The organism is Pseudomonas huaxiensis (assembly GCF_003231275.1).
GTDB classification, from domain to species: domain Bacteria; phylum Pseudomonadota; class Gammaproteobacteria; order Pseudomonadales; family Pseudomonadaceae; genus Aquipseudomonas; species Aquipseudomonas huaxiensis.
This window is the reverse complement of sequence record NZ_QKVL01000012.1, coordinates 116,531-137,899: the sequence shown is the minus strand read 5'-3', so window position 1 is coordinate 137,899 and position 21,369 is coordinate 116,531. Positions and strand designations below refer to the sequence as shown.

The following is a 21,369-nucleotide window of genomic DNA, read 5'->3' as shown; positions in this document are numbered from 1 at the left end:
CGTTCCTGTTTTGGGTGTGAAACACCCGGCTTATCCTCCTGCGCCGAGTACGTATCTGCATCAGGGCGGTCTGAATAGCATGTGCTCACTGACACACAAAGGTGAACGCCATGTCCTCTCAACAAAAACCGCCAGTCTCCGCCCGTGCACAGCATGTCTCCAACGGCATTGCTGTTGCTCACCCGATTACCGTAAGCCGCGCTGCCGGCGCCTACCTCTGGGACGACCAGGGCAAGAAGTACCTGGACTTCGTCGGTGGCATCGGCGTGCTCAACGTCGGCCACAACCACCCGCGCGTTGTCGAAGCCGTGCGCAAGCAACTGGAAACGTTCTCCCATATCTGTTTCCAGGTGGCCGCCTATGACCAATACATCGAGTTGGCTGCCCAACTGAACAAGCTGGTGGGTGGAGAAGAACACTACAAGTCGGTGTTCCTGACCACCGGCGCCGAAGCGGTGGAGAACGCCATCAAGATCGCCCGGGCCCACACCAACCGTCCTGGCGTGATCGCCTTCCGCGGCGGCTTCCACGGTCGCACGCTGATGGGTATGACCCTGACGGGCATGAGCCAGCCATACCGGCAGAATTTCGGCCCGCTGGCGCCGGACATCTATCACACTCCGTACCCGAACGAGTACCGCGGCGTAACCACCGAAAAAGCCCTGGCGGCCTTGCAGGAAGTGTTCGATACCCAGATTGCCGCTGACCGCGTCGCCGCGATCATCATCGAGCCGGTACAAGGCGATGGCGGCTTCCTCGCCGCGCCTGTCGAATTCATGCAAGCCCTGCGCAAGAAGACCGAGGAGCTGGGCATCGTGCTGATCTGCGATGAAATCCAGACCGGCTTCGGTCGCACCGGCAAGCTGTTCGGCTTCCAGCACTCGGGCATTCAGCCCGACCTGATCACCGTCGCCAAGAGCCTGGCCGGCGGTCTGCCTATCTCCGGCGTGGTCGGCCGCGCCGAAATCATGGACGCGCCGCTCCCTGGCGGTTTGGGTGGCACCTATGGCGGCAACCCGCTCGGCTGCGCTGCGGCACTGGAAGTCATCAGCATCTTCGAATCGGAAAACCTGGTGGAGCGCAGCCGCGTGATCGGCGAGCGGCTGATGACCGGCTTCAAGGCACTGGAAGGTCGCTTCAGCAGCATCGGTCATGTCCGCGCAATCGGCGCCATGGCGGCGGTCGAGTTCGTCACCGATCGCGACAGCAAAGAACCGAATGCGGCCCTGGCGCAGCGGGTTATCGACGCGGCGCGGGAGGAGGGCTTGCTGGTGATCAAGTGCGGCGTGTACCGCAACGTCGTGCGCTTCCTCTGTCCGCTGGTGATCTCCGAACAGGATGTCGCCGAGGCGCTGGTCATGTTCGAGCGCGCCCTGGTCGCCGTTAACGCCTGATTTCGCGCTCGATCTGTCCTTTTCCAAGTTTTTTGATGGAGTACCTTCAGTGACTACCACTGCAGATGATGTAAAGGCGTGGACGCTGGCTTCGCTCCCCGCCGGTAGCGCCGACAACCAGTCTTACCTGGTGATCAATCCGGCGACCCAACAGGCCTGTGCCAGCGTGCCGGATTGCAGCGCCGCCGATGCGAAAAAGCTGGCCGATGCCTCGGTCGCAGCGTTTGACACCTGGAAGCACACCAGCGCGTTTCACCGCAGCCAGTTGCTACGCAAGTGGTTCGACCGGATCGTTTCCGGCGCCAATGAAATTGCCCAGGCGATTTCCAGCGAAATGGGCAAGCCCATCAAGGAAGCCGTGGGGGAGGTGATGTACGCCGCCGGTTTTGCCGAGTGGTATGCCGAGGAAGCCAAGCGGCTGTACGGCGAGACCTTTGCCAGCCAGCACGAGAACAAGCGCCTGTATGCAACCCGCCAGCCGGTCGGCCCGGTTTACGCGGTAACGCCGTGGAACTTCCCGGCAGCGATGATTACCCGCAAGGTCGCGCCGGCACTGGCCGCCGGTTGCACGGTGATCGTCAAACCTGCAGAGCAATCGCCGCTCACCGCGCTGCTGCTGGAGCAGTACTGGCGCGAAGTGGGTGGCCCGGAAGGCACCTTCCAGGTCATCACCTCCAATAACCCGGCCGAGATTTCCGGGGTGTTCTTCCAGGACCGACGCATCCGCAAGCTGACGTTCACTGGCAGTACCGAGGTCGGCGTGTTGCTGTATCGCCAGTCGGCGGAAACCATGAAGCGGGTATCGCTGGAACTGGGCGGACACGCGCCATTCATTGTGTTTGCTGACGCTGATATCGAGCGGGCCGCGGAAGAGATCATGGCCTGCAAGTTCCGCAACGCAGGGCAAACCTGCGTGTGTACCAACCGCATCTATGTGCACAGGTCGATCAGTGCCCGTTTGATCGATGCGCTGGCGACCCGTATCTCGGCACTGCGGGTCGGTGATCCCGCCGATGAGGGCACCCAGATCGGTCCGCTGGTCGATGAGCAGGGGCTGAACAAGGTCCGCGAGCACGTCGAGGATGCGGTGGGTCGTGGCGCCCGTGTGGTGGTCGGCGGTCAAGCGCTGGGCGGCCTGTATTTCCAGCCCACCTTGCTGTGCGACGTGGCGCCAGGCATGCGCATTCTTGAAGAAGAGACCTTCGGGCCGGTGGCTCCGATTCTCGAGTTCGACACCACCGATGAGGTGGTGGCCGCAGCGAACGATACGCCGTATGGCCTGGCGGCCTACCTGTGGACGCGGGACCTGGATACCGCCCACCGTGTTTCCGAGCGCCTGGACTACGGCATCGTCGGCATCAACGACGGCGCTCCTTCGACCGCGCAAGCGCCGTTTGGCGGCGTGAAGATGAGTGGGCTTGGGCGTGAAGGCGGGGTCTGGGGGATTCAAGAGTACCTGGACACCAAGTTCGTCTCCGTGGCCCTGGCACCTCGCTGATTCCGTGATGCCCGTGCGAGGCTGGCGCTTGCGAAGATGCCGGCCTCGCACGCCCTTTACTAAAAAAACAAAAAGGTAAACGTAGATGGACGCGAGTGTAGCTGTCGCCAAGTCGCAGCATGAAAGCCATCTGAAGGCGGGACTGAAGTCCCGGCATCTGACCATGATGTCCATTGCCGGTGTGATCGGCGGCTCATTGTTCGTTGGCTCCGGAAGCGTGATTCACAGTGCAGGTCCGGCTGCCGTTCTGGCTTTCCTCACGGGTGGCATTCTCATGATGTTGATCATGCGGATGCTCGGCGAAATGGCCACGGCCTCGCCGGACACAGGTTCCTTTTCCACGTACGCCGATCGGGCGATCGGTCGTTGGGCGGGTTTCACCATCGGTTGGTTGTATTGGGGCTACTGGGTCGCGCTCATGGCCTGGGAAGCCTATGTCGCCGGCAAGATTCTCAACGGCTGGTTTCCGTCAGTCAGTGTCAACGTCTTCGTCCTGGCAACCACGTTGCTGCTGATCAGCATCAACTTCTTCAACGTGAAGAACTACGGTGAATTCGAGTTCTGGTTCGCGCTGATCAAGGTGGTCGCCATCGTGTGCTTCCTGCTGGTGGGTTGCCTGGCCGTGCTGAACATCTGGACGGTCGGCGAAGTCAGCGGCATCAGCAATCTTACCGCCCATGGATTCATCCCAAACGGTTTCGAACCGGTGGTGGGAGCGATGCTCGGGGTGATGTTCGCGTTCCTTGGCGCGGAAATCGCCACGATTGCCGCGTCGGAATCGAACAACCCTTCCCAGCAGATCATCAAGACCACCAAGTCGGTGGTGTGGCGTGTCGGCATGTTCTATGTCGGTTCGATTTTCCTGATCGTCTGCCTGGTGCCGTGGAATGACCCGATGCTCGGTCAATCCGGCTACGGCTCCTACCGTCGTACCCTGGAACTGCTGGGCGTACCGGGCGCCGAGTGGTTGATGAACTTCGTCGTGCTCACCTCGGTCAGCAGTTGCCTGATCTCGGCGCATTACACCGCTTCGCGGATGCTGTTCTCGCTGGCCAGCCGTGGCGATGCGCCGGCGTTCTTCAAGCTGACCAAAGCCGGCACCGGCGTGCCGATGTACGCGATCATCGGCTCCTGTCTGGTGGCGGTGGTGATGGCGCTAATCAACTTCAGTGACGAACTGCGCCCACGGGATGTGCTGGACACCCTGATGAACATGACCGGCACCATCGCGCTGCTGGTTTACCTGGTCATCGCCTGTTCGCAACTGAAGATGCGCCGCAAGCTGGAAGCGAGCGGCAAGGACATTCCGCTGAAGATGTGGCTGTTTCCGTGGCTGACCTGGGCGGTGATCGTGTTCATCGTGAGCTGCCTGAGCGCCATGTGCTTCATGCCTGACTACCAGGTGCTGGTGATTTCCACTGGCGGCGCAGGGTTGTGCCTGGCGCTACTGGGCATGCTGCATCAGGCGCGCTGTTCCAGACGCGCCCGTCACCGCTGATCAGACCGCGGCCGGCCCAGTGAGGGACGGCCGCGGTGCATTTCACCGCTCAAAAACGTCAAAAAACATGAGCGGATCAAGAGCCTGGCGTTATCCCAAAGTAGCGGTTTGCACCTGGCGTTTGCGCCATTGGGAGAATGGGGGCAGGGCGCCGGGCCTGTAACACTGGCGCTGGCCAAACAGCCCCAAAGGAGCGAACGACCATGGCAACGAGTTCCCTGCACGCACTACGTCAGATCACCCTTAATGCCACGCCCGACGAGGTCTGGCAGCGCATTGGCAATTTCAACGGCTTGCACCTCTGGCACCCGGCGGTCAGCGCCAGCCAGTTGCTCGCAGGCAACAACAACCAGGTGGGCGCCGAACGGCTGCTGACCCTGGGCAACGGCGCAACCATTCACGAGCGGCTGCTGGAGCACGTCGATAGCCAGCGCCTGTATCGCTACGGCATCATCGAATCACCCTTGCCGGCGCGGGATTACCAATCGTTGTTGCGCGTCGAGCCCGCAGCGGCCGGCCAGGCGCTGGTGACCTGGCAAGCGGAGTTCGTAGCGGACGGCGCGTCCGATGAAGAGGCGTTGGCCGTGATTGAAGGCATCTACGCTGACGGCCTCGATCAGTTGCGGCAGTTGTTTGCATCCTGATTGAGCGTTGTTGACGCGCTGATCAGGGGAGGGCAGGCAACCACCAGACGGTTGCGCCCACCTTCCTTGGCCGCATACAGCGCCCGGTCGGCGGCATCGACCAAGGCCTGCTGCGGTTCCAGGGTGGGCCCCGACGCGCAGGCCAGACCTATGCTCACGGTAACGTGGCCGAATGGGCTTTCTGCATGAAGGATATCCAGTCGGTTAAGCGCCTCCAGCACCAGCTTCGCGACCACTGTCGCGCCTTCGGCATCGGTGTTGGGCAGGATGATTGCCATTTCCTCGCCACCGTAGCGCGCCACCAGATCTGGCGGCCGGCGGATGCAACCGGCCAGGGCGCCGGCCACCTCGCGCAGGCAGGCATCGCCCGCCGGATGGCCGTAGCGGTCGTTGTAGCGCTTGAAGAAATCGATATCGAGCATGAGCAGCGCCAGGGGCGTCGCATCCCGTTGCGCGCGGCGGATTTCCATGGCCAGGGTCTGGTCGAAGCAGCGTCGATTGGCCAGGCCGGTCAAGGCGTCGTCCATGGCCAGGCGTTCGAGTTGCTTGTTGCTGTCGAGCAACTGCTGTTGTGCCACCCGCAAATCGCCTTCCACCGTGATCCGCCGGCGGATATCACGGATCAGCAACCAGCCGATGACACCGATGACCACCAGCAGGCCGGATACCACCAGCAACGACAGCATCGCCTCGAGGCGCCAGGCGGCCAGAGCTTCATTTTTGCCGAGGGCGACCGTGGTCACCAGCGGCAAGCGGTCGCTCTTGCGAAACGCATAAAGCCGCTCGACACCGTCCAGGCTGGACGTGAACGACGCGGTGCCCACCGTCTTGTCGACCAGGTACTTGGCGTAGATCGGCGAGTTGGAAAAGTTGCGGCCCATGTCCTGTTCGCGGAACGGGTAACGCACCAGCAGCGTGCCGTCGGTATTGGTCAGGCCGATCGCGCCGTCCTGGCCAAGGTCAAGCGTGCCGAACAGGCGCAGGAAGTTCTCGATGCCCAGGGTGACCGCCACGACGCCAGCGAAACTGCCGTCCGCATAATTGAAGCGGCGGCTGATGGTGATCACCCATTCCTGGTTGGCGCGGCTGCGGATCGGCGGGCCAATGAAGGGTTCGCGTGACGGGTCGTCGCGGTGATGGATGAAATAGGCGCGGTCGCTGCTGTTGGCGCCGGCGGGAGTCGGTCGGTTGGACGCCATCAGCCAGCGACCCTGTCGGTCATACACGGTGATGCCGCTCAACTGCGGCATCAATGGTTGCTGGCGGGCGACCAACTGACTCAACCGGGCGATCTGCGCGGGACCGCTGCCTTCGGTTTCCAGGCGCTCGACCAGGCCGAGCAAGAGCAGCGAGCTTTGCCGCACAATCCCTTCGGAATAGGTAGCCAGCGCCTGGGTCAGGTTCAAACCGTGGACATCGATTTCTGCCAGCGCTCGCTCGCGAGAGGCCATGACCTTCCACAGCGTCAACGAAGCCAGCGAACAACCGATAAGCAAAAGCAGAAGGACAACGAGCTGGATGTCACGCTTCACGTCAGTACCTGATGGAGAGTCCGGATTCCGGTGCTGGCAGTCGTGGCGACCGCAGCGAAAGGCACATTCCTGGCCTGGGGCAAGAATACAGGCTGTTCCGATGGAGCAGTAGGGGTGGAGAGGCGGGTGGGGCGCTCTGGATAGGGGCCTTCAGGTGCCAAGGTATTTGTGATAGGTCAAGAAGACGCCTTCCCGCTGATAACCGAGAGACTCGTAGAGCGCCTGCGCGGCCTTGTTCGAGGTGGCGGTGTCCAGACTGATGCGATCGGCGCCTTCGGCAGTCAGCAGGGTGGTGAGGTGGTTCATCAATTGGCGGGCATGACCGGACTTTCTTGCCTGCGGTGCGACGAACAGGTCGTAGAGCCAGTAGAAGCGTTTCATCGCCAGGGAGCAAAGCGCCGGATAGAGCTGGGCGAAGGCGACGGCCTGGGCGTCGTCATCGAAGACCAGGAAGATTCGCGAGCGGTTGTTCTCCAGATTGGTCCGGAGGAAATCTCGTGACTTATCCAGATCGTCCTGCAACTCGTAGAAGATCCGGTATTGATTGAACAAGACAGCAGCATCGTTCAATTGCTCAAGCGTACATTCGATGATGTGCATGTGCGGTCCCTTATCAGATGTTCAGAGCCTTCCACTGCTGGATCAACCCGGCCTGATGGTCGTGTTGCCGTTGCAGGGTGACGTCCAGTTCGACATTGATCTGTTCAAGCATTCTGGCGCGATTGACCCCGAACACATCGGCTTTGTCCACCAGGTAAACCGCCAAGGTCGAGGTGACCGCTGTAACCGTACCCACGATGACTGCCGTGGCGAGGTCAGCGAAAGGCGCAATGAAGGGGACGACCATCAGGTATTTGCTGACAGCTTCCTCCAGCACCACACCACCGACGATGATGGCGCCACCGACGAGGACCTTCGACGCTTCGTGCAGGCCTTCGTCGAGCGACATGCCTTCGGGACGAACAAGCAGGGTCTTGCACGCCTTGACCAGCGAACCCGCGCCCTCGCGGATCATTCGAATCGTGCGCTTGGCGGTGGTCAGAAACGCATTGACCAGAACCGTCACAAGGTTCGCCAGAAAGCCGCTGACGAATCCCCCAGCCGCAGCGGCCAATACGCCTTTCCATTGCCTGGCAACGCGAACGCCGACTCGCTTGAGGCGGTGCTTGAGTTCAGTGCCAATGGTGGATTCCTGAGCAGAGCCGTTGCGGTACCAATCTTTCAGCTCATCGAAGATACCCGCGAACAGCTCGACCAGGATAGCGCCCATGGCCGCCTGGAACGCCATACGCCCTCCGGCCAATGCGCTGGTGCGCAGGCAGTCCTGACGGAACTTCGGGCTGCGATAGTAAGCATCGTTGACGGTCTTTTCGTACTCGGCCCGAGCTTGGCGGTCAGCCTCGAGCAGCAGCTCGGGATTGGCGGCGATTTTCTCCTGTTCCTCCAGCTTGGCCAGTTTTTGCCTGGCCTTCTGGCTCATCGGTTCACCCGATGCCTCCTGTTCGCGGAGCGTTTTCAGCGACTTCGCCCGGTCCGACTTGGTTTCTTCGAGCCATGCGACGTATTCGGTAGCGGTTTTCTTGCCCATCGCCGAGTTGGTCGTGATCGAAGTCGGTTTGAGGTTGGAGTCCTTGTTCGCTGCGGTTGCGCCATCCACACCGGCCAGTTTGCGGCCACGGTCATTGTGTATCTCCTCCGCAGCGATAACGTGATCCATGCTGTGGCTGTCGCTGCGGCGCGAACTCATGGTTTCGTCGGTGTAAGCGTCCTTCAGGTTGCCTTTGACGCGCTCATCGGTGCTGTCCTGGCTGGCCTTCATGTACGCCTTGTTCTTTTGGTGATAACTGGCCTTTGCCGCCTCCGTATATGGGTCGTCCTTGGTACAAACCTGCTCCGCAGCATCGGTCGCATACACACCTTTACGGGCGTTATGGATGGTGTCGACGGTTCCTCCGGCCTTGTCATAGGCACTGAGCATTTTCCCGACGCCAAACGGTCCGGCGATGGACTGCAGCGAAGTTTGACGCATCTCCGCGAAAAGACGCTCGACCCGTTGGGAGTCGAAGGCGTCGATCAATCCGGCGAGCCGTGCATCGACGAGTACGTCCGGTACCTCGGCCTTGACCGGCAACACCGGAGGCAGGATCGCCATGCTTTCCAGGTAACCCAGATCAGCGGAGGCCGCATCCAGGCGCAAAGCATCTGCGGAGGAGGGCATGGCCACCAGGAGCGGGCGCTCGCTATTGCTGTTTCGCAGCGCCTGACGCCTGGCGAATCGTTGAATACTGTCGCTCATTACCCTGTCCTCAGGCGGCGGATCGCAAGTAATACCACTCGGAGGCGAACGAAGCCGATCCGTGGAACGGCTCCCCCGACTTCAATGTCGCTACCAGATGAACAAGCTCGTCGAAATGTGCCCAGCCCTGGCTGGTCGCGTACTTGGCAGCCAGCGCATAGGCGGTCTTGACGTCAGTCGGAGTGGCGAAGGCGTGCTCGACTTTTGTCCGGATATAGTCAGGCAGCTCCGATCTGGAAACCCCCATGACGTACTCTTCGATATCGAGGCGGTCTTGCGAAGTGATCGGACCCAGGCTTGCAGCACAGGCAGCGCCCACCGTCACCAATGCCAGTACCAGTCGATGCAGTTTCTGGTTTTCAGCCAACTGGGCGAGCATCTCGGCGGTGGCGGCGCTGGACTGCTTGAATGCCTCCTCCTGACGCGCCTTTTCTCGCGCTTCACCTTCGCGCTTGCCGGCGTCTTTCGCCTTTTGAACGTTGCCGCGGTTGACGTAGCGCATAACCGAAGCGGTAGCGGCCGATGCCGCAACCGCTGTACCGATCAGCCAGATAACTCTTCCAGCGACTTGCGCGACCATGCCTGGATCCAATAGCGAATAGAGACCGCTATCTCAGCAAAAATGATGCTTAAAAGCCACTACTGTTGTTTGTCGGAGAGGATGCTGCGGAAAAGGGGATTGGCGATTACCGCGCTCCGGGGGGGGCAGTTGCGGGGTTCCGGAGGTGGTTACTGGTTCAGTGTGGGTGTAGCGGGCCGGGATGGAGTTAGGCTGCCTTGAGACGAAGGTCAGGCAAGGCGAAAACAGCCGACGAACGCCCGGGGTCGCGCTCGACGTTCACGGGTTGTAAATGAGCACTCCGAGGCTGTTTTCAACGCAGTATCACCGAGTATCAAGGCTTTTCATACAGAGCCTAGTGGAAACTTGAGCGTGAAGGGGGCTCGATTCGGGCGAGGCTTAATATAACTAAACTAAATGACTATTTAGCATAGTTATTCCTTTAATCCATATGATAAAGGCAGGGTAGCAGCGTTCAATCCTCTATGCTACGTGCCTGTGAGCTGTTGCTACTAGCAACAGTCTTTGACTGCGACTATTTATATGGCGCCATACGATGGATAACGAACCACTGCCAAACAGGAGGGTTATAGAGGAGGGTCGAACCTGCTTAAAGGCAGCTGAAATCCTCAGAAAGCTTGCCTTCAACGGTAACATCGCACTTGCTTGGCCCGCGGCTACGAAGGCTGGATCGTATTCATCTGTCGGGCTGTTAGGATCAAACTTCACATGGAATGCTTTCAAAAAAAGCTCCAGCGCCAAGCCAGCCTTCGATCCAGAGGGCTACTTGCTGCTGTCCAAGGCTGCAAGAAGGCACGGCCATGACTTGCTCGCACTGTACCAAGCAATTCCAGGTGACCTCAGCGATCGCCTGCGAGAGATCTCGGAGCGTTTGAAACCTGGCTTTCCGCTCGAAGCTTCCATCAAGGATTGTTCGCAGTTGTTCGTGGGCACGCGCTACACGTACGAAGCCAAGTCGTTGTCGTCGTTCTACAGCGAGGTGTTTGAACTGGGGCCGCACCTGGACCAGGTGCTGGAGGAAATGATTCGGAAACCTGTCACTGGCACGCCACCAGTTTTGTGATTTTCGCGCGCGAGAAAAATCGCAGTGCGATCTGGCGGCAGGTGCCTATCAGGTTGACGCGCGTCGAGTGTTGCTAGTAGCAACGCTGCCGGTAGCCATGGATTCTCGCATGCGAGAAATCTGGCTTGGCCGGGCTGATCACCTGGCGAAAAGCATTGAGGGGAAGCCCCCCAATCCTCCATACGAAGGTTCGCATAATGTATATTATGTTAAATGACAGGTAATGTTATAGATGTTCATGAGCCTCGTAACTCACTGATTAGACAAGCCGGATTCCAACGCACACTCTCTCAACGGGCCATATCCTTTGTGTTCATGGCGCATCCTTGAATGAGGTGGTTGCAGATGAAGCTGATTCAGTGCCGTTTCTCTTCCGGTCAGCGTGTGCCGCTTCTCGTACACACCGGAGATGCGGCACCATTGCCCATCCTTGTCCCGTTCATCTACGTTCAACTCAAATTGCGATACCGCGCGTACAACACGGCTGCGGCGCATTTGCGTGCGATCCAAGCGTTCTACACCTATGCGAAAAAGCCGAGACCTGGATATCGATGAGGCCATCTTGGCCTGCCACTTTGAAGCGATTCTGGCTTTGTTGGATGGTTACGCCCTCTGGCTCCAAAGCGGCCGTCAAGCCGACAACCTGGTCGCCCGAATCGGCACCGTTTCCGCTGCTCGATCCGCGTACCCGTGACCAAGTGGGTGGTCAAGTAATACTCGATAGACTCTTCCAGATCTTTCACGCTGGTGTGCGCCTGGCGCTTGATCCACTTCTCACTCAACGTCGAGAAAAAGCGCTCAACCTTATTCAACCAAGATGATGCGAGGGAGTTCATGACTTCATAAAGGCCTGCGCTCTCCGTTTGCAACTGCCCTCCCCGGCATTAATGGCAGCTTCGAGTATCGCGTTTCGTGGACGGCAACTGGGTCAATAGCTCATGCGGCGATCAGTAAGATTTCCCGCGCCTCGTTCGCATGCTGAAACAGCCCTGAATGCTTCACTTCAAGTCACAAATATGCATAAAACGATACACGCTACTCTAGCGTCTTCATTATTTTGAACAGACCATTGTTGGAAGTTATCCCTAGCTTACGAAACGCCGTAACTTTCTGCGTGCTGATGGTCTTGATGCTGCGGTTGAACTTCTCGGCAATCTCCGTGATGGTCATGCCGTCGAGATAACAGCGGATCACTTCTTGTTCGCGCGCAGACAGTGCCGCCAGTTGCAGATCGTTATCGCTGATCCGCAGGGGAGCTTCATCACTCTGCTGGGCCGCGTCGGCTACTTTGTAAGAGACTTCTGCGCTCAGGTAGACGGCCCCGGAAGCAACCACCTGGATCGCCTTGGCGAGGCCCGACAGGTCCTCATCCTTGCCGATGAATCCGCGCGCGCCAACTCGTAGAGACAGAGACACGGTGGCCGAGTCATGGTGGGTCGAGAGTACCAGTATCCGGCAGGCGGGGAAGCGTGCCCGCAAGGCACGGATCAGCGACACACCATCGAGTTCGTCACGGCCGAGAACGAAGTCCATCAAAAGTACATCCGCGGGTGCCGCCGGCATGCCTTGCATCAGTTCTCGGCTGTTTTTATACATCCCGACGAGCGTTAGACCGGGGACGCTGCCCAGGTGGCTGAAAAGACCTTGACGAACGACGGCATGGTCGTCGAGTAATGCAACGCGTATAGGCTTCATATCTGTCGGGCGGCACTCGGTATGGACTAGTTGGCTCAGCTCTTGAAGAATCACAATAGTCGGTACTGACGTCTGGTCGAGAATTCTCAACGTTATCGCGCCGCGAGGCTGAGGAAGTCATCCTGTTCCAGTGGGTATGCCATAGCCAATCCAGAAGGGGCAACGGGTGCTCGGCACCGGCACGCCTTGCTTAATACGACCAGACTGACTCTGGACGTAAGCGCTGGAGTAAGGGGCGGGATTTCCAACTTGAGGGGCGCCTGATGATTGCCGGGACCATGCATTTGACCAATGCCACACCATCGCGCGCTATAGGACTGCTCCTAAAAATGATATTGGCTGCCTGTTTCGCAACTCGAGACATAGAACGGTTTTTAGGAGTACTCCGACATCTGTGGTCAGATGGATCAGGCACCATTCACACAACAAACAAGGCCATAGCGATTGGCCGAGTTCTGAAGTCCTGGTGATGTCCAGACGATACTTGATCGAGTGACTTGAGTGAGGACTTTCCGTGTGCTACTACCGGAGATGAAACCGCCAAAAAGCTGATCGATGGCGCCAGATTTTCGATTGAGAAGCGTGGAGCCATCCCCTGCTTTCCAGGAGGCGTGACGATGAGAGAAATCGCAAAAAAATTCCGCCATGGCGCGAAAATCATCCACCCACAGCATCTGTTGATAGCAACATGAACTGGGGAGTAGCACTTGGCCCCATGGTTTTTTTGGCCTGGTTACCCTCCGCACTCTCCCAGACACTGGATCTGACCCAGGAGGAACGCGCCTGGATTGCCGCGCACCCCGTCGTCCAGGTGGCTGTCGAGCCTAACTGGAAGCCGATGCAGTATGTAGAGAATGGTCGTGTCATGGGCCTGGTGTCCGAGTACATCGACTTCATCGAGCACAGTACGGGCCTCCGCTTTGAGTCCGTGCCCGATACGGGAGTCGGGCAGCAGAGGATAGAAAAGTTTCAGCGGGGTGAAGTGGATGTACTTCCCGGAATCATAAAAATGTTTGCGCCGCAATCGATTGTCGATGCGGCCCTTTTCACCAATGCCTTTTATACGGGCGCAACAATAGTCGTCACGCGCAAGGATAGCCGAGCGGTGTTCGACCTGCATCGACTGGACGGGCATATTGCCGCTCTCAAGAAGGACAGTTCATATGAGAGCGCCATCAGAGCGCTCTATCCCAATGTCAAAATCCTTGGGACACAAACGCCCGAAGAGTCGCTAATTGCCGTTATTGAAGGGCGGGCCGATGCGGCAATAGACGTTGCACCTGCACTGCTGCCCTTTTTGCGCCGCAAGTATGATGAAGAGCTATATGTCTCCGGCGGGGTGGCCCGCTTGCCTATGGAGCTTTCCATGGCGGTACGACGCGATCTGCCAATCTTGCAACGTATTCTTGACAAGGCGTTGGCGTCCCTGACCGCTGACCAGATCGATGAAATGATCCAGAGCCAGCTTGAGTCAGCCACCTATGGCAGGCCGCCGCTAACCGTACTGTTCCGTTATTACGGTCTGCAAATGGCGCTGATCTTGAGTGGCCTATTGTTGATCGCCGGATTTGCGATTCATGCCCGGCAGCAGCGGCGCCTGGCAATGCGCAGCGAGAAAGAGAAAACCATGTTTCTGGCCGTGCTTAGCCACGAAATACGCTCGCCGATGAATGCCATTCTCGCCTCCATGGAGTTGCTGATGCAGCGTACTGAGCTGCCAGAGGAGTCTCATCGTTTGCTTGCGGTGGCGTCCAGCGGTGCAGAGAACTTGCTGTATCTGTTAGATGACGTTCTCGACATCTCCAAGCTCGAAGCCGGGCGGCTCCAACTGGATCTGGGCCCCGTTGATATCATGGAACTGACTCGTTCCGTGGTAGATCTGCTGGCACTCAAGAAAAAAAATGGGGTTGAACTGGAACTGATACAAGAACATCCCATCGAGTGTCACCTCATGCTAGACAGGTTTCGAGTGGAGCAGGTGCTGCATAACCTCATCTCGAATGCCCTCAAGTTTACATCCGAAGGTGGCGTGACGATCACTGTTCGGTTAGATAGCAGCCCCCTCCCGCCAAGTAAACATCAGTTGCATATTCGCATAATAGATGCGGGTATCGGGATAGACCTCGACACTCTCCAGCGCCTTTTCCATCCCTACGCCCAGGCGTCAGCGAGTACTGCACGCAAGTTTGGCGGCACCGGGCTTGGCTTGACGATCTGCCGGCAACTGGTGGAATTGATGGGTGGTTCGATAGAACTGAAAAGCGAACTTGGCAAGGGGACTGTCGCCTCAGTACGGCTACCCTGTGCTACCTACGTTGTGCCCGCACATCTGCAAGAGCAGCCCCAGTCCAGACAACTATGCAATGTGGCCGCGACAGAGCATGCACTCAGTGTCTTGTTGGTTGAGGATACGCCCGCCAATCAGGCTGTCCTCCAGGCCCAGCTCAACGTTCTGGGCTGTCGTTCGACACTCGCACCGGATGGTGACAAGGCTTTGCTCGCGCTTGGTCAGAACACCTATGACATCGTACTGCTGGACTGCGACCTCCCGGGTATTTCCGGCTATGAGGTGGTCCGCCAGTGGCGAGCGATAGAGTCGTCAGGCAATCTTGCGCCCACACCGATCGTGGCCATCTCCGCCTCAACCGATGAAGAGCACACCGCTGCCTGCTTCGAATCCGGCATGGATGGTGTGTTGAAGAAGCCCATCAAGCTCGGCAAGTTGAGAGATGCGCTTCAACTATGGACGGACATGCCCGTAGCCCACACCGACGACGAGACTGGATTGGTCACCGATGGACAAACAGCTATCGCAAACCTGTGGGACGATATCTATCCACTACGAGCCGCTATTGAAATGGCAGACATGGAAGAAGCGACGCACAGGGCACACCGATTGTTTGGCGCCTTCGCAGTATTGGAGCAATCGGATATGGCATCGTTGGCGAAATCAATGGAAGCTCGATTCAAGGTCGGGCCATACAGCGCTGCACAGGCTGATCTGATCCGGCTGGAACAGTTGCTAGAGCAATATGGGGCATCCACGGGATCAGATGAAACTTCACCATGAGATTGATGCGCTGCTTGAGCAGGGGTGTCACATATCCCTCCCTTGTCGCCCACCTCGAAATTAAGAGCATTCCGATTTAACGAATTAATACTGGAACCTACAGTGTGAGCATTCGCTGCACAGCAAGCCTGAAAGGCTCGGTCGCTACGCACGGATATTTGGAAATTCAAACCAAAACTCAAACTCAGTAGGTTCGCAAAATGAGCTTCTTGAAAAAAACGGTACTTGCACCTTTCGCCTTTGCTGCTGTGGCTTTTTCCGTTCAGGCTGTAGCCGCCGATCCTGTCAGCCATACAATTCAGTTGGAAACTACTGTTCCCGAGGCGGATTTCTATGTAATGCCGACCGACTCCACCTGGATCGGAAACACCCAGGTACTGCCCTACAATATGGCTACCGGCAATATCAATTCGCTGATCAAGGCGTTCGACTACAAACACTCGGCCGGTGCAATCAGCGGAACCCTGCTCTCGACGCCAGTGATTACCAGTGACAGCGATAGTATCAGTCTTGGTGTCAAGTTCAACTCCGTAGCGCTTAATACTACAAGCCAGGAAGTCGTAACAGCCGCCGCCGCCGCATCAAGTGGTTCTACAAGCTTGGTAATTGAACCGATCAAACCAGCTGCCGGCTATAAGCCAGGGAAGTACACCGGAAACGTTCAAGTTTCTTTTGACGCCGTGGTCACCCCATAACCATGTGGCTTATTACTTGCTGAAACTCAGGTTTTAGCAGGTCAATTAGCATTCCCTTTCAGGCTCTCTATTTCAGCCTTTTCCGGCAATAACTCACTGATTGCCGGAAATCCTTTATTCCAGAATTCGGTCTTTTGCTATGTTTCGGCTTGCCTGCTTGCCTACTACGATTGCATTAGTTGCCTGCATGGCGTCATCCGCCTACTCCACTGCCGCCCCTTCAACGCACCTCAGCCTGCTGGCTCAGGCAGAAGGGTTGCCCAAAGAGTTTTATGAACACTTCTTCGACGTCCCCTTGGCCGTACGCGTAACGCTTGATCGTCGTGTATTGGGCGAAGCCATGATCGTATTGTCTCGCGACGAACACGTCACCTTGCTGGAGTTCAACGATACCCACGACAGTGATATCACTGCTGCCGAGCGTGATAGCTGGCAGGCCTTGCTGCAAAAAGGCGTAGCCATCGGACCGTGCGAAACGCAATGCGACGAAAGGTTGGTGGCTGTCTATTACAGCCTGGAAAACTCCGAACTGTCGGTGCTGAGCAGAAACGCCGAACGCGATAGCTCCTTGATCGAACACTATGCACAACCAGAGGATGGCAGTAGCGGCCTGTTGTTGCGTAATCAACTGAACCTCTCCGGCGGACAGGAGCAAGACCCATCCGGGCGCTACGACCTGCAAGCAGTCGCCAGTCTGGGCCACTGGACCCAGACGTTCAGTGGCCAACTGACCAAAAATGGAGGTCCTGAAAACTCTATTCGGCATGCTGTCTACGAACTGCATAGCCAGAAAGAATGGAAGGATAACTTCCTGCGCGTCGGTTACTTCACACCGGACTCCGTAGGATTGAGCCGCCAACCACGTTCCTTTGGCAACACGCCTGATACGGCACTGGGTGTCATGCTCGGCAGCTCCGACAGCCTGGCCAAGGGGGGAGCAAAATCCTCGGTTTACCCGATTTATGTCACCGCCAACCGCGAGGCGGTTGTGGAGATCTACCGCAATGGAAGCTTGATCAATACGCAGCAAGTGCCGCCGGGGCTGCAAGCTCTGAATACGCGCCCCCTGCCCTCGGGGGTTTACGACATTGAAGTGCGCCTGATCGAAGACGGCACTGAAACCTCGCGCACCAACGAACTGGTGTACAAACCCAACAACTGGAGCAACCCGAATCAACGCTGGCGCTACAACGCGTTTTTGGGCGGTGAAAGCCAGTTGCTGAGCAGTTGGGACAATCACGACGATGGTGATCTTACGGTAGGGGCCGCAGTTAACTATCTGCTGCATCCGCGTGCCATCGTCGGCCTCTCAGCACGTCAGGTAAAAGCTCAAACCCAGTTGGGTACGTCCGTTGATTTGAGCCTGGGCAATCAGTCGAGCCTGTATGCCAGTGTCTATCACGCCCAGAGTCGTGGTGTCGGCATGGATGTCCAAGCCCTGCATAACTACGGATCGGGTAGCGTGATCCTGAGCCACAATCGCAGCTGGCTGGATAACCGTGATACCTGGGAAACGCTGCTGGACGGTAGCCGTGCAAGACAGCGCCGACCCTACAACGGCAATGTCAGCGACTCCTCACTGAGCGTTAGCCATCGCTTGGACTCGTATAACAGCCTCACTGCTCGCCTCTCTCATAGCAAAGGACAAATCGAAGGCATCGGGCTGAACCTCGGCTGGATGCGCAACGCCAAGCTGTTTGGACATGACACCAACTGGCGCTTGTCCGTATTTGACCGCCCAGCCTCCGCCAGCAGCGGCAACGAACGCAACCGAGGCGTCGATCTGAGTCTAAGTATGGCCCTGGGACGCGACAGCAAACGCGTCACAGCCAGTGTCGGCTCTCGTACCTCGCGCGACGGTCGAGCGGATCGCAATGCCAGCCTGGGCTACCAGCAAGACATCGAGTCCGGGCCACTGCGCAGCGTTAATGCCGCCGTACAGAGCGACACCTACGGAATTGGACTGACCGGGTCGGCACTGTTTGAAACCGATGCGGCGACAGGTGATGTTCAGTTGCAGCGTTCGTCGTACAACCAGAATCTGTACGCCAGCATGAACCTGAACAGCAACCTGATAGTCGGCGGCAGTCAGGTCGCTGTGACGGGGCAGCATCTCGGCACTGAAGCCGGCATGATCGTCGACATTGAATCCGACTTCGATGCCATCCACCTGCGCGCCGATGACCTGAGTGGCACCAGCGCCGTACTCAAGCCTGGCCGCAATGTGATACCGGTCGCAGCGTACAAAGCCGGCAACGTGCAGTTCGATTTTCAAGGCACCGATGCGCCATCAGCAGCTATCCAGCCCACACGTGCTAGTTACCATTTGAACAAGGGCGGTGTGACGTACCAGAAAGTGCGCATTGTGAAAACCCAGACCATCTTCGGACGATTGGTCGATGCTCAAGGGCAACCTATGAAAGGCCACCATGTGGTGAACCACGCCAGTCGTGGTGTCACCGAAGTGGACGGTTTCTTCTCCATAGAGCTGAGCGCCAGCACACCAACGCTTGAAGTGATTCGCGATGAGCAAGTCGTCTGCCGGTTTGCACTTGACCTGAACACCCTACCGATCGAAGGCGATGTGCTGATGGCCGGTGATCTGAACTGCATCGAAAGCGGTGCGGCAAAACTGTTGGCCAAAGACTGAGGAATAGGTACCACGCCCCCCTCAAGGTAACAGGCAACTTTATAACTCACATAACCGTCATGCGATGTTTCTCAAGCGAGCGATGTCCTTGACCAGGACTCTCCCATGAACAGATTGATATTCGCAGTGATCTTTGGCCTGTGCGCAAGCGTCGCTCACGCCGGCCCCAGCATTAACATTGGTATCATCTACGACTATATGGACGGTGACAAAAGCACTTATTTGAAGCGCATCTACAACAGTGGTGCCACCACGGCTTTTGTTCGAGTCAGTATTCTTGAAATGACGTTCGATGCGACAGGAAAGGCCACGGAAACACCACTTGACTCGCAGGGCACAGATGCTTCACAGCGCAAGGGGCTGGTGGCCAGCCCTGCCCGGTTGATCATCCCTGCCAAAGGCATGCAGGCGACACGCATGCTTTACCTGGGGGACCGCGAACGTGAACGTTACTACCGCGTACGGTTCATCCCCGTAGTTCCGGAGAAAGCTGACCAGTTCAATGTCTCTGAAGTAGAGCGAGAAGCTTACAAAGAAACGATGTCGGCCGGCGTCAACATCATGGCCGGTTATGGAGCGGCCTTCTTTGTTCGGCCGAAAAATACCCGCTTCGACACGAAAATCCAGAACGATCCGATTGAATACCGAGTAGAGAACACAGGCAATAGCACCGTGATACTGGACGAATTCAAGGATTGCTCGATTCAAAAGGCAAATGACTGCGCAGACACTAGAAAGCTTCACGTGCGGCCCGGAACATTTTTTAAATTCGTCAAAGAGCCTGGGCGTATTTATCAGTTCAAACTGCTCGAAGGCAGTGCCATCAAGGAACTAAGTGTAAAGTCATGACCACCAATAAAGAACGCATGGCGCGCGCCAAAAATTTAAAGAGCATGTGCTTAAAATGCTTGTTAGCATCCACTACCCTGCTCGCTTCAAGTTTTTCATTTGCGGTCGATCTCAACATTACAGCCGAGTTCAAGCCGGACGCCCGCAACCCAAATTTTAATGCATTCAAGAACACCACTCCGAATTCCGGTTATTGCGCGAACAGTTATTTGCGTTGTGAGTCCGACACTTTTAGCTTAATCATCCCAGGCCTTAGAACCGACGCTCGACCTATCAAGGCTGGTCAAACCAACCTGCGTCAGGGGGCAATGTTGAAGGTTCCTGCCGAGTGGCGGACATTTGAAGTCATTAGCTCCAAAGGAAAGTTAGAAACGGCGGCAATCAGAATAACCGGGGTGGGAGCCACCTATCAGATAGATCCCACAGCTCCATCCATAACCGGGAGAAATGAAAATGTGACGGTCGCTCACACCGCACTTTGGTCAGGACACGATTGGGTTTATGCCCCATCACCCTGTCGCTACTCAGGAATGGGGCTGACTACTGCGGATTGGTATACTTTTTTCTGGCAAACCCCCACTAACGGCATCTGTGGCAAAACGGCACTATTTGATATACCTGATTTTTACTTCCGTGATATCAATATAATGTACGAATTGAAAACCCCTAAACCATTGGAGATGCCCGAGGGGACTTACGTAGGAAAATTGAACTACACCATTGGGCCAGGTGGGGATTTTGATTTTGGTGACGTACTGCTGCCGTCAGATAATTCGCTCACCCTTAACTTTACTCTCTCAGTTAAATATATTCTGGATGTTCGTTTCCCTCCAGGTTCAGAACGCCTGACACTGGTTCCCTCTGGCGGTTGGCAACAATGGCTGAACCGTGGTCGTCGCCCTGAAAAGCTGTTTGCCAATCAAAACTTCCAGATATGGTCATCCGGCCCATTCAAAATGCAGCTTCAATGCCAGTACTCGGTCGGGAATCAGTGCGCTATTCAGAACAGTAAGGGCCATCTCGTCCCGGTAGAAACCGGCATTACACTGCCGCCAGGGCTAGCAGATAGCAACCGAATGCCGGTCAACCGTCTTCCGCTCAGTACCGACCCCAGTTTCTTCATACCCAACTATTACGTTAACAAGGGTAATGCTGCTCTGCATTTCGAGGTTAGCCAGGATAATGTAAAGCGGATGATCGACCACGCAGGCAAAAAGTACTCAGGTAATGTCACCGTGATATGGGATGCTGAAATATAAGAGCATCTGACAACACACTTAAGTAATAGACCACCCTCCTCCTTTATAGGAGTACTCCGGAATTGTTGAGCTTGCGGCTTCGAATTGATGATGGGTATCGGAGCCATGCACCCTCCTTGTGCCGGGTCTCTGACAACTCGCTATCGACTCAGGGTTGCGGGTTGATCTTCCACCAGTGTGGGCGCGACGAGGTGAACGAATGGGAGGTCGGTTGCAATCCCTTATCGCCCTTGGCATCGAAACAGCCCGGAAGGAGGCCGACGGTGGGCGCATCGTCGATGGCGCCGAGGCTGCTGCCGCAGGTGGGGCAAAACGCACGGCTGGACTCGGGCGAGGAGCGATACAGTGCCGGTTCACCCCCTTCGCCCACCCACTCCACGTCCGCCTTGTCGAACTCTACCCAGCACAGCGTCAAACTGCCCGAGTGCCGTTGGCACATGCTGCAGGAGCAGGTATGCGGAAACCGCGGTTCACCCTTTGCCCTGAAGCGAATACGACCACACAAGCAGCCACCTGTGTGAACAGGTTTTTTCATAGAGCCAATCCTTGTCATGGGCTATGTCGACCTCATGGTATTGAGTTGCTCCACCAGGCGACGTGGCTTGCATCCCGGCGCTGCCTACCGCAATGCGTGCCTGATCACAGG

Annotated in this window: 16 protein-coding genes and 2 pseudogenes; 11 read left to right on the top strand and 7 right to left on the bottom strand. The window is 57.1% G+C overall.

Annotated elements, in window-relative coordinates:
• Positions 1-110: 110 nt before the first annotated feature.
• The 4 genes from gabT to DM374_RS15415 all read left to right on the top strand — a co-directional run bounded on the left by gabT (position 111) and on the right by DM374_RS15415 (position 5,034).
• A complete protein-coding gene (gabT, locus tag DM374_RS15430) occupies positions 111-1,394 on the top strand; it encodes a 4-aminobutyrate--2-oxoglutarate transaminase (protein ID WP_110970638.1) in 1,284 nt (427 codons plus the stop codon).
• Between the two features lie 49 nt (positions 1,395-1,443).
• On the top strand, positions 1,444-2,892 hold the full coding sequence (locus tag DM374_RS15425) for an NAD-dependent succinate-semialdehyde dehydrogenase (protein WP_225422511.1): 1,449 nt from the start codon (positions 1,444-1,446) through the stop codon (positions 2,890-2,892).
• Positions 2,893-2,977: 85 nt separating this feature from the next.
• The gene (locus tag DM374_RS15420) at positions 2,978-4,390 is read left to right on the top strand and encodes an amino acid permease (protein WP_110970636.1); all 1,413 of its coding nucleotides are present in this window, start codon (positions 2,978-2,980) and stop codon (positions 4,388-4,390) included.
• Positions 4,391-4,593: 203 nt separating this feature from the next.
• On the top strand, positions 4,594-5,034 hold the full coding sequence (locus DM374_RS15415; protein ID WP_157969703.1) for an SRPBCC family protein: 441 nt from the start codon (positions 4,594-4,596) through the stop codon (positions 5,032-5,034).
• Here DM374_RS15415 and DM374_RS15410 read toward each other — a convergent pair.
• The 4 genes from DM374_RS15410 to DM374_RS15395 form a co-directional block, all read right to left on the bottom strand.
• Positions 5,007-6,566, bottom strand: coding sequence for a sensor domain-containing diguanylate cyclase (locus DM374_RS15410; protein WP_110970634.1), 1,560 nt, complete (start codon positions 6,564-6,566; stop codon positions 5,007-5,009). The two genes, DM374_RS15415 and DM374_RS15410, sit on opposite strands and share 28 nt — an antisense overlap.
• 150 nt (positions 6,567-6,716) lie before the next feature.
• Complete coding sequence (locus DM374_RS15405; protein ID WP_110970633.1) at positions 6,717-7,166, bottom strand: GNAT family N-acetyltransferase; 450 nt, start codon at positions 7,164-7,166, stop codon at positions 6,717-6,719.
• A gap of 13 nt (positions 7,167-7,179) precedes the next feature.
• Entirely contained in the window at positions 7,180-8,862 is a 1,683-nt protein-coding gene (locus tag DM374_RS15400; RefSeq protein ID WP_110970632.1) for a hypothetical protein, read from the bottom strand.
• Positions 8,863-8,872: 10 nt separating this feature from the next.
• Complete coding sequence (locus tag DM374_RS15395; protein WP_110970631.1) at positions 8,873-9,442, bottom strand: hypothetical protein; 570 nt, start codon at positions 9,440-9,442, stop codon at positions 8,873-8,875.
• Between the two features lie 535 nt (positions 9,443-9,977).
• Between DM374_RS15395 and DM374_RS33165 the strand changes: the two genes are divergently transcribed.
• Both DM374_RS33165 and DM374_RS15385 read left to right on the top strand, forming a co-directional pair.
• Complete coding sequence (locus DM374_RS33165) at positions 9,978-10,505, top strand: hypothetical protein (RefSeq protein ID WP_157969702.1); 528 nt, start codon at positions 9,978-9,980, stop codon at positions 10,503-10,505.
• A 345-nt stretch (positions 10,506-10,850) separates the two neighbouring features.
• Positions 10,851-11,166 (top strand): annotated as a pseudogene (locus DM374_RS15385) (site-specific integrase); the annotation flags it as partial.
• Positions 11,167-11,203: 37 nt separating this feature from the next.
• On the opposite strand, the pseudogene DM374_RS15380 reads toward DM374_RS15385, so the two are convergent.
• Together DM374_RS15380 and DM374_RS15375 are read right to left on the bottom strand one after the other, a co-directional pair.
• Positions 11,204-11,329: pseudogene (locus DM374_RS15380) on the bottom strand (IS630 family transposase); the annotation flags it as partial.
• 211 nt (positions 11,330-11,540) lie between these two features.
• Complete coding sequence (locus DM374_RS15375) at positions 11,541-12,200, bottom strand: response regulator transcription factor (RefSeq protein ID WP_110970663.1); 660 nt, start codon at positions 12,198-12,200, stop codon at positions 11,541-11,543.
• Positions 12,201-12,888: 688 nt separating this feature from the next.
• Between DM374_RS15375 and DM374_RS15370 the strand changes: the two genes are divergently transcribed.
• From DM374_RS15370 to DM374_RS33160, 5 genes are all read left to right on the top strand, one after another.
• Entirely contained in the window at positions 12,889-15,270 is a 2,382-nt protein-coding gene (locus DM374_RS15370) for an ATP-binding protein (protein WP_110970629.1), read from the top strand.
• Between the two features lie 200 nt (positions 15,271-15,470).
• Entirely contained in the window at positions 15,471-15,965 is a 495-nt protein-coding gene (locus DM374_RS15365; RefSeq protein ID WP_110970628.1) for a CS1 type fimbrial major subunit, read from the top strand.
• 139 nt (positions 15,966-16,104) lie between these two features.
• On the top strand, positions 16,105-18,615 hold the full coding sequence (locus DM374_RS15360) for a TcfC E-set like domain-containing protein (RefSeq protein WP_110970627.1): 2,511 nt from the start codon (positions 16,105-16,107) through the stop codon (positions 18,613-18,615).
• Positions 18,616-18,720: 105 nt separating this feature from the next.
• Positions 18,721-19,464 carry a fimbrial biogenesis chaperone gene (locus DM374_RS15355; RefSeq protein ID WP_110970626.1) on the top strand — a complete coding sequence of 248 codons (744 nt, stop codon included), beginning with the start codon at positions 18,721-18,723 and terminating at the stop codon, positions 19,462-19,464.
• Entirely contained in the window at positions 19,461-20,723 is a 1,263-nt protein-coding gene (locus DM374_RS33160) for a hypothetical protein (RefSeq protein WP_157969701.1), read from the top strand. The genes DM374_RS15355 and DM374_RS33160 overlap by 4 nt, the downstream gene beginning before the upstream one ends.
• Positions 20,724-20,871: 148 nt before the next feature.
• Here the strand turns inward: DM374_RS33160 and DM374_RS15345 are convergent, their stop codons facing one another.
• Positions 20,872-21,258 (bottom strand): GFA family protein, encoded by a 387-nt coding sequence (locus DM374_RS15345; protein WP_110970624.1) that lies wholly within the window; start codon positions 21,256-21,258, stop codon positions 20,872-20,874.
• Positions 21,259-21,369: the final 111 nt, after the last annotated feature.

What these genes read in the sequence shown, in the direction of transcription:
- DM374_RS15345 (WP_110970624.1), bottom strand. Translation starts at nt 21,258, where the DNA reads ATGAAAAAACCTGTTCACACAGGTGGCTGCTTGTGTGGTCGTATTCGC.
- DM374_RS15365 (WP_110970628.1), top strand. Translation starts at nt 15,471, where the DNA reads ATGAGCTTCTTGAAAAAAACGGTACTTGCACCTTTCGCCTTTGCTGCT.
- DM374_RS15420 (WP_110970636.1), top strand. Translation starts at nt 2,978, where the DNA reads ATGGACGCGAGTGTAGCTGTCGCCAAGTCGCAGCATGAAAGCCATCTG.
- DM374_RS15355 (WP_110970626.1), top strand. Translation starts at nt 18,721, where the DNA reads ATGAACAGATTGATATTCGCAGTGATCTTTGGCCTGTGCGCAAGCGTC.
- DM374_RS15415 (WP_157969703.1), top strand. Translation starts at nt 4,594, where the DNA reads ATGGCAACGAGTTCCCTGCACGCACTACGTCAGATCACCCTTAATGCC.
- DM374_RS15400 (WP_110970632.1), bottom strand. Translation starts at nt 8,862, where the DNA reads ATGAGCGACAGTATTCAACGATTCGCCAGGCGTCAGGCGCTGCGAAAC.
- DM374_RS15360 (WP_110970627.1), top strand. Translation starts at nt 16,105, where the DNA reads ATGTTTCGGCTTGCCTGCTTGCCTACTACGATTGCATTAGTTGCCTGC.
- DM374_RS15370 (WP_110970629.1), top strand. Translation starts at nt 12,889, where the DNA reads ATGAACTGGGGAGTAGCACTTGGCCCCATGGTTTTTTTGGCCTGGTTA.
- DM374_RS33160 (WP_157969701.1), top strand. Translation starts at nt 19,461, where the DNA reads ATGACCACCAATAAAGAACGCATGGCGCGCGCCAAAAATTTAAAGAGC.
- gabT (WP_110970638.1), top strand. Translation starts at nt 111, where the DNA reads ATGTCCTCTCAACAAAAACCGCCAGTCTCCGCCCGTGCACAGCATGTC.
- DM374_RS15395 (WP_110970631.1), bottom strand. Translation starts at nt 9,442, where the DNA reads ATGGTCGCGCAAGTCGCTGGAAGAGTTATCTGGCTGATCGGTACAGCG.
- DM374_RS15375 (WP_110970663.1), bottom strand. Translation starts at nt 12,200, where the DNA reads ATGAAGCCTATACGCGTTGCATTACTCGACGACCATGCCGTCGTTCGT.
- DM374_RS15405 (WP_110970633.1), bottom strand. Translation starts at nt 7,166, where the DNA reads ATGCACATCATCGAATGTACGCTTGAGCAATTGAACGATGCTGCTGTC.
- DM374_RS33165 (WP_157969702.1), top strand. Translation starts at nt 9,978, where the DNA reads ATGGATAACGAACCACTGCCAAACAGGAGGGTTATAGAGGAGGGTCGA.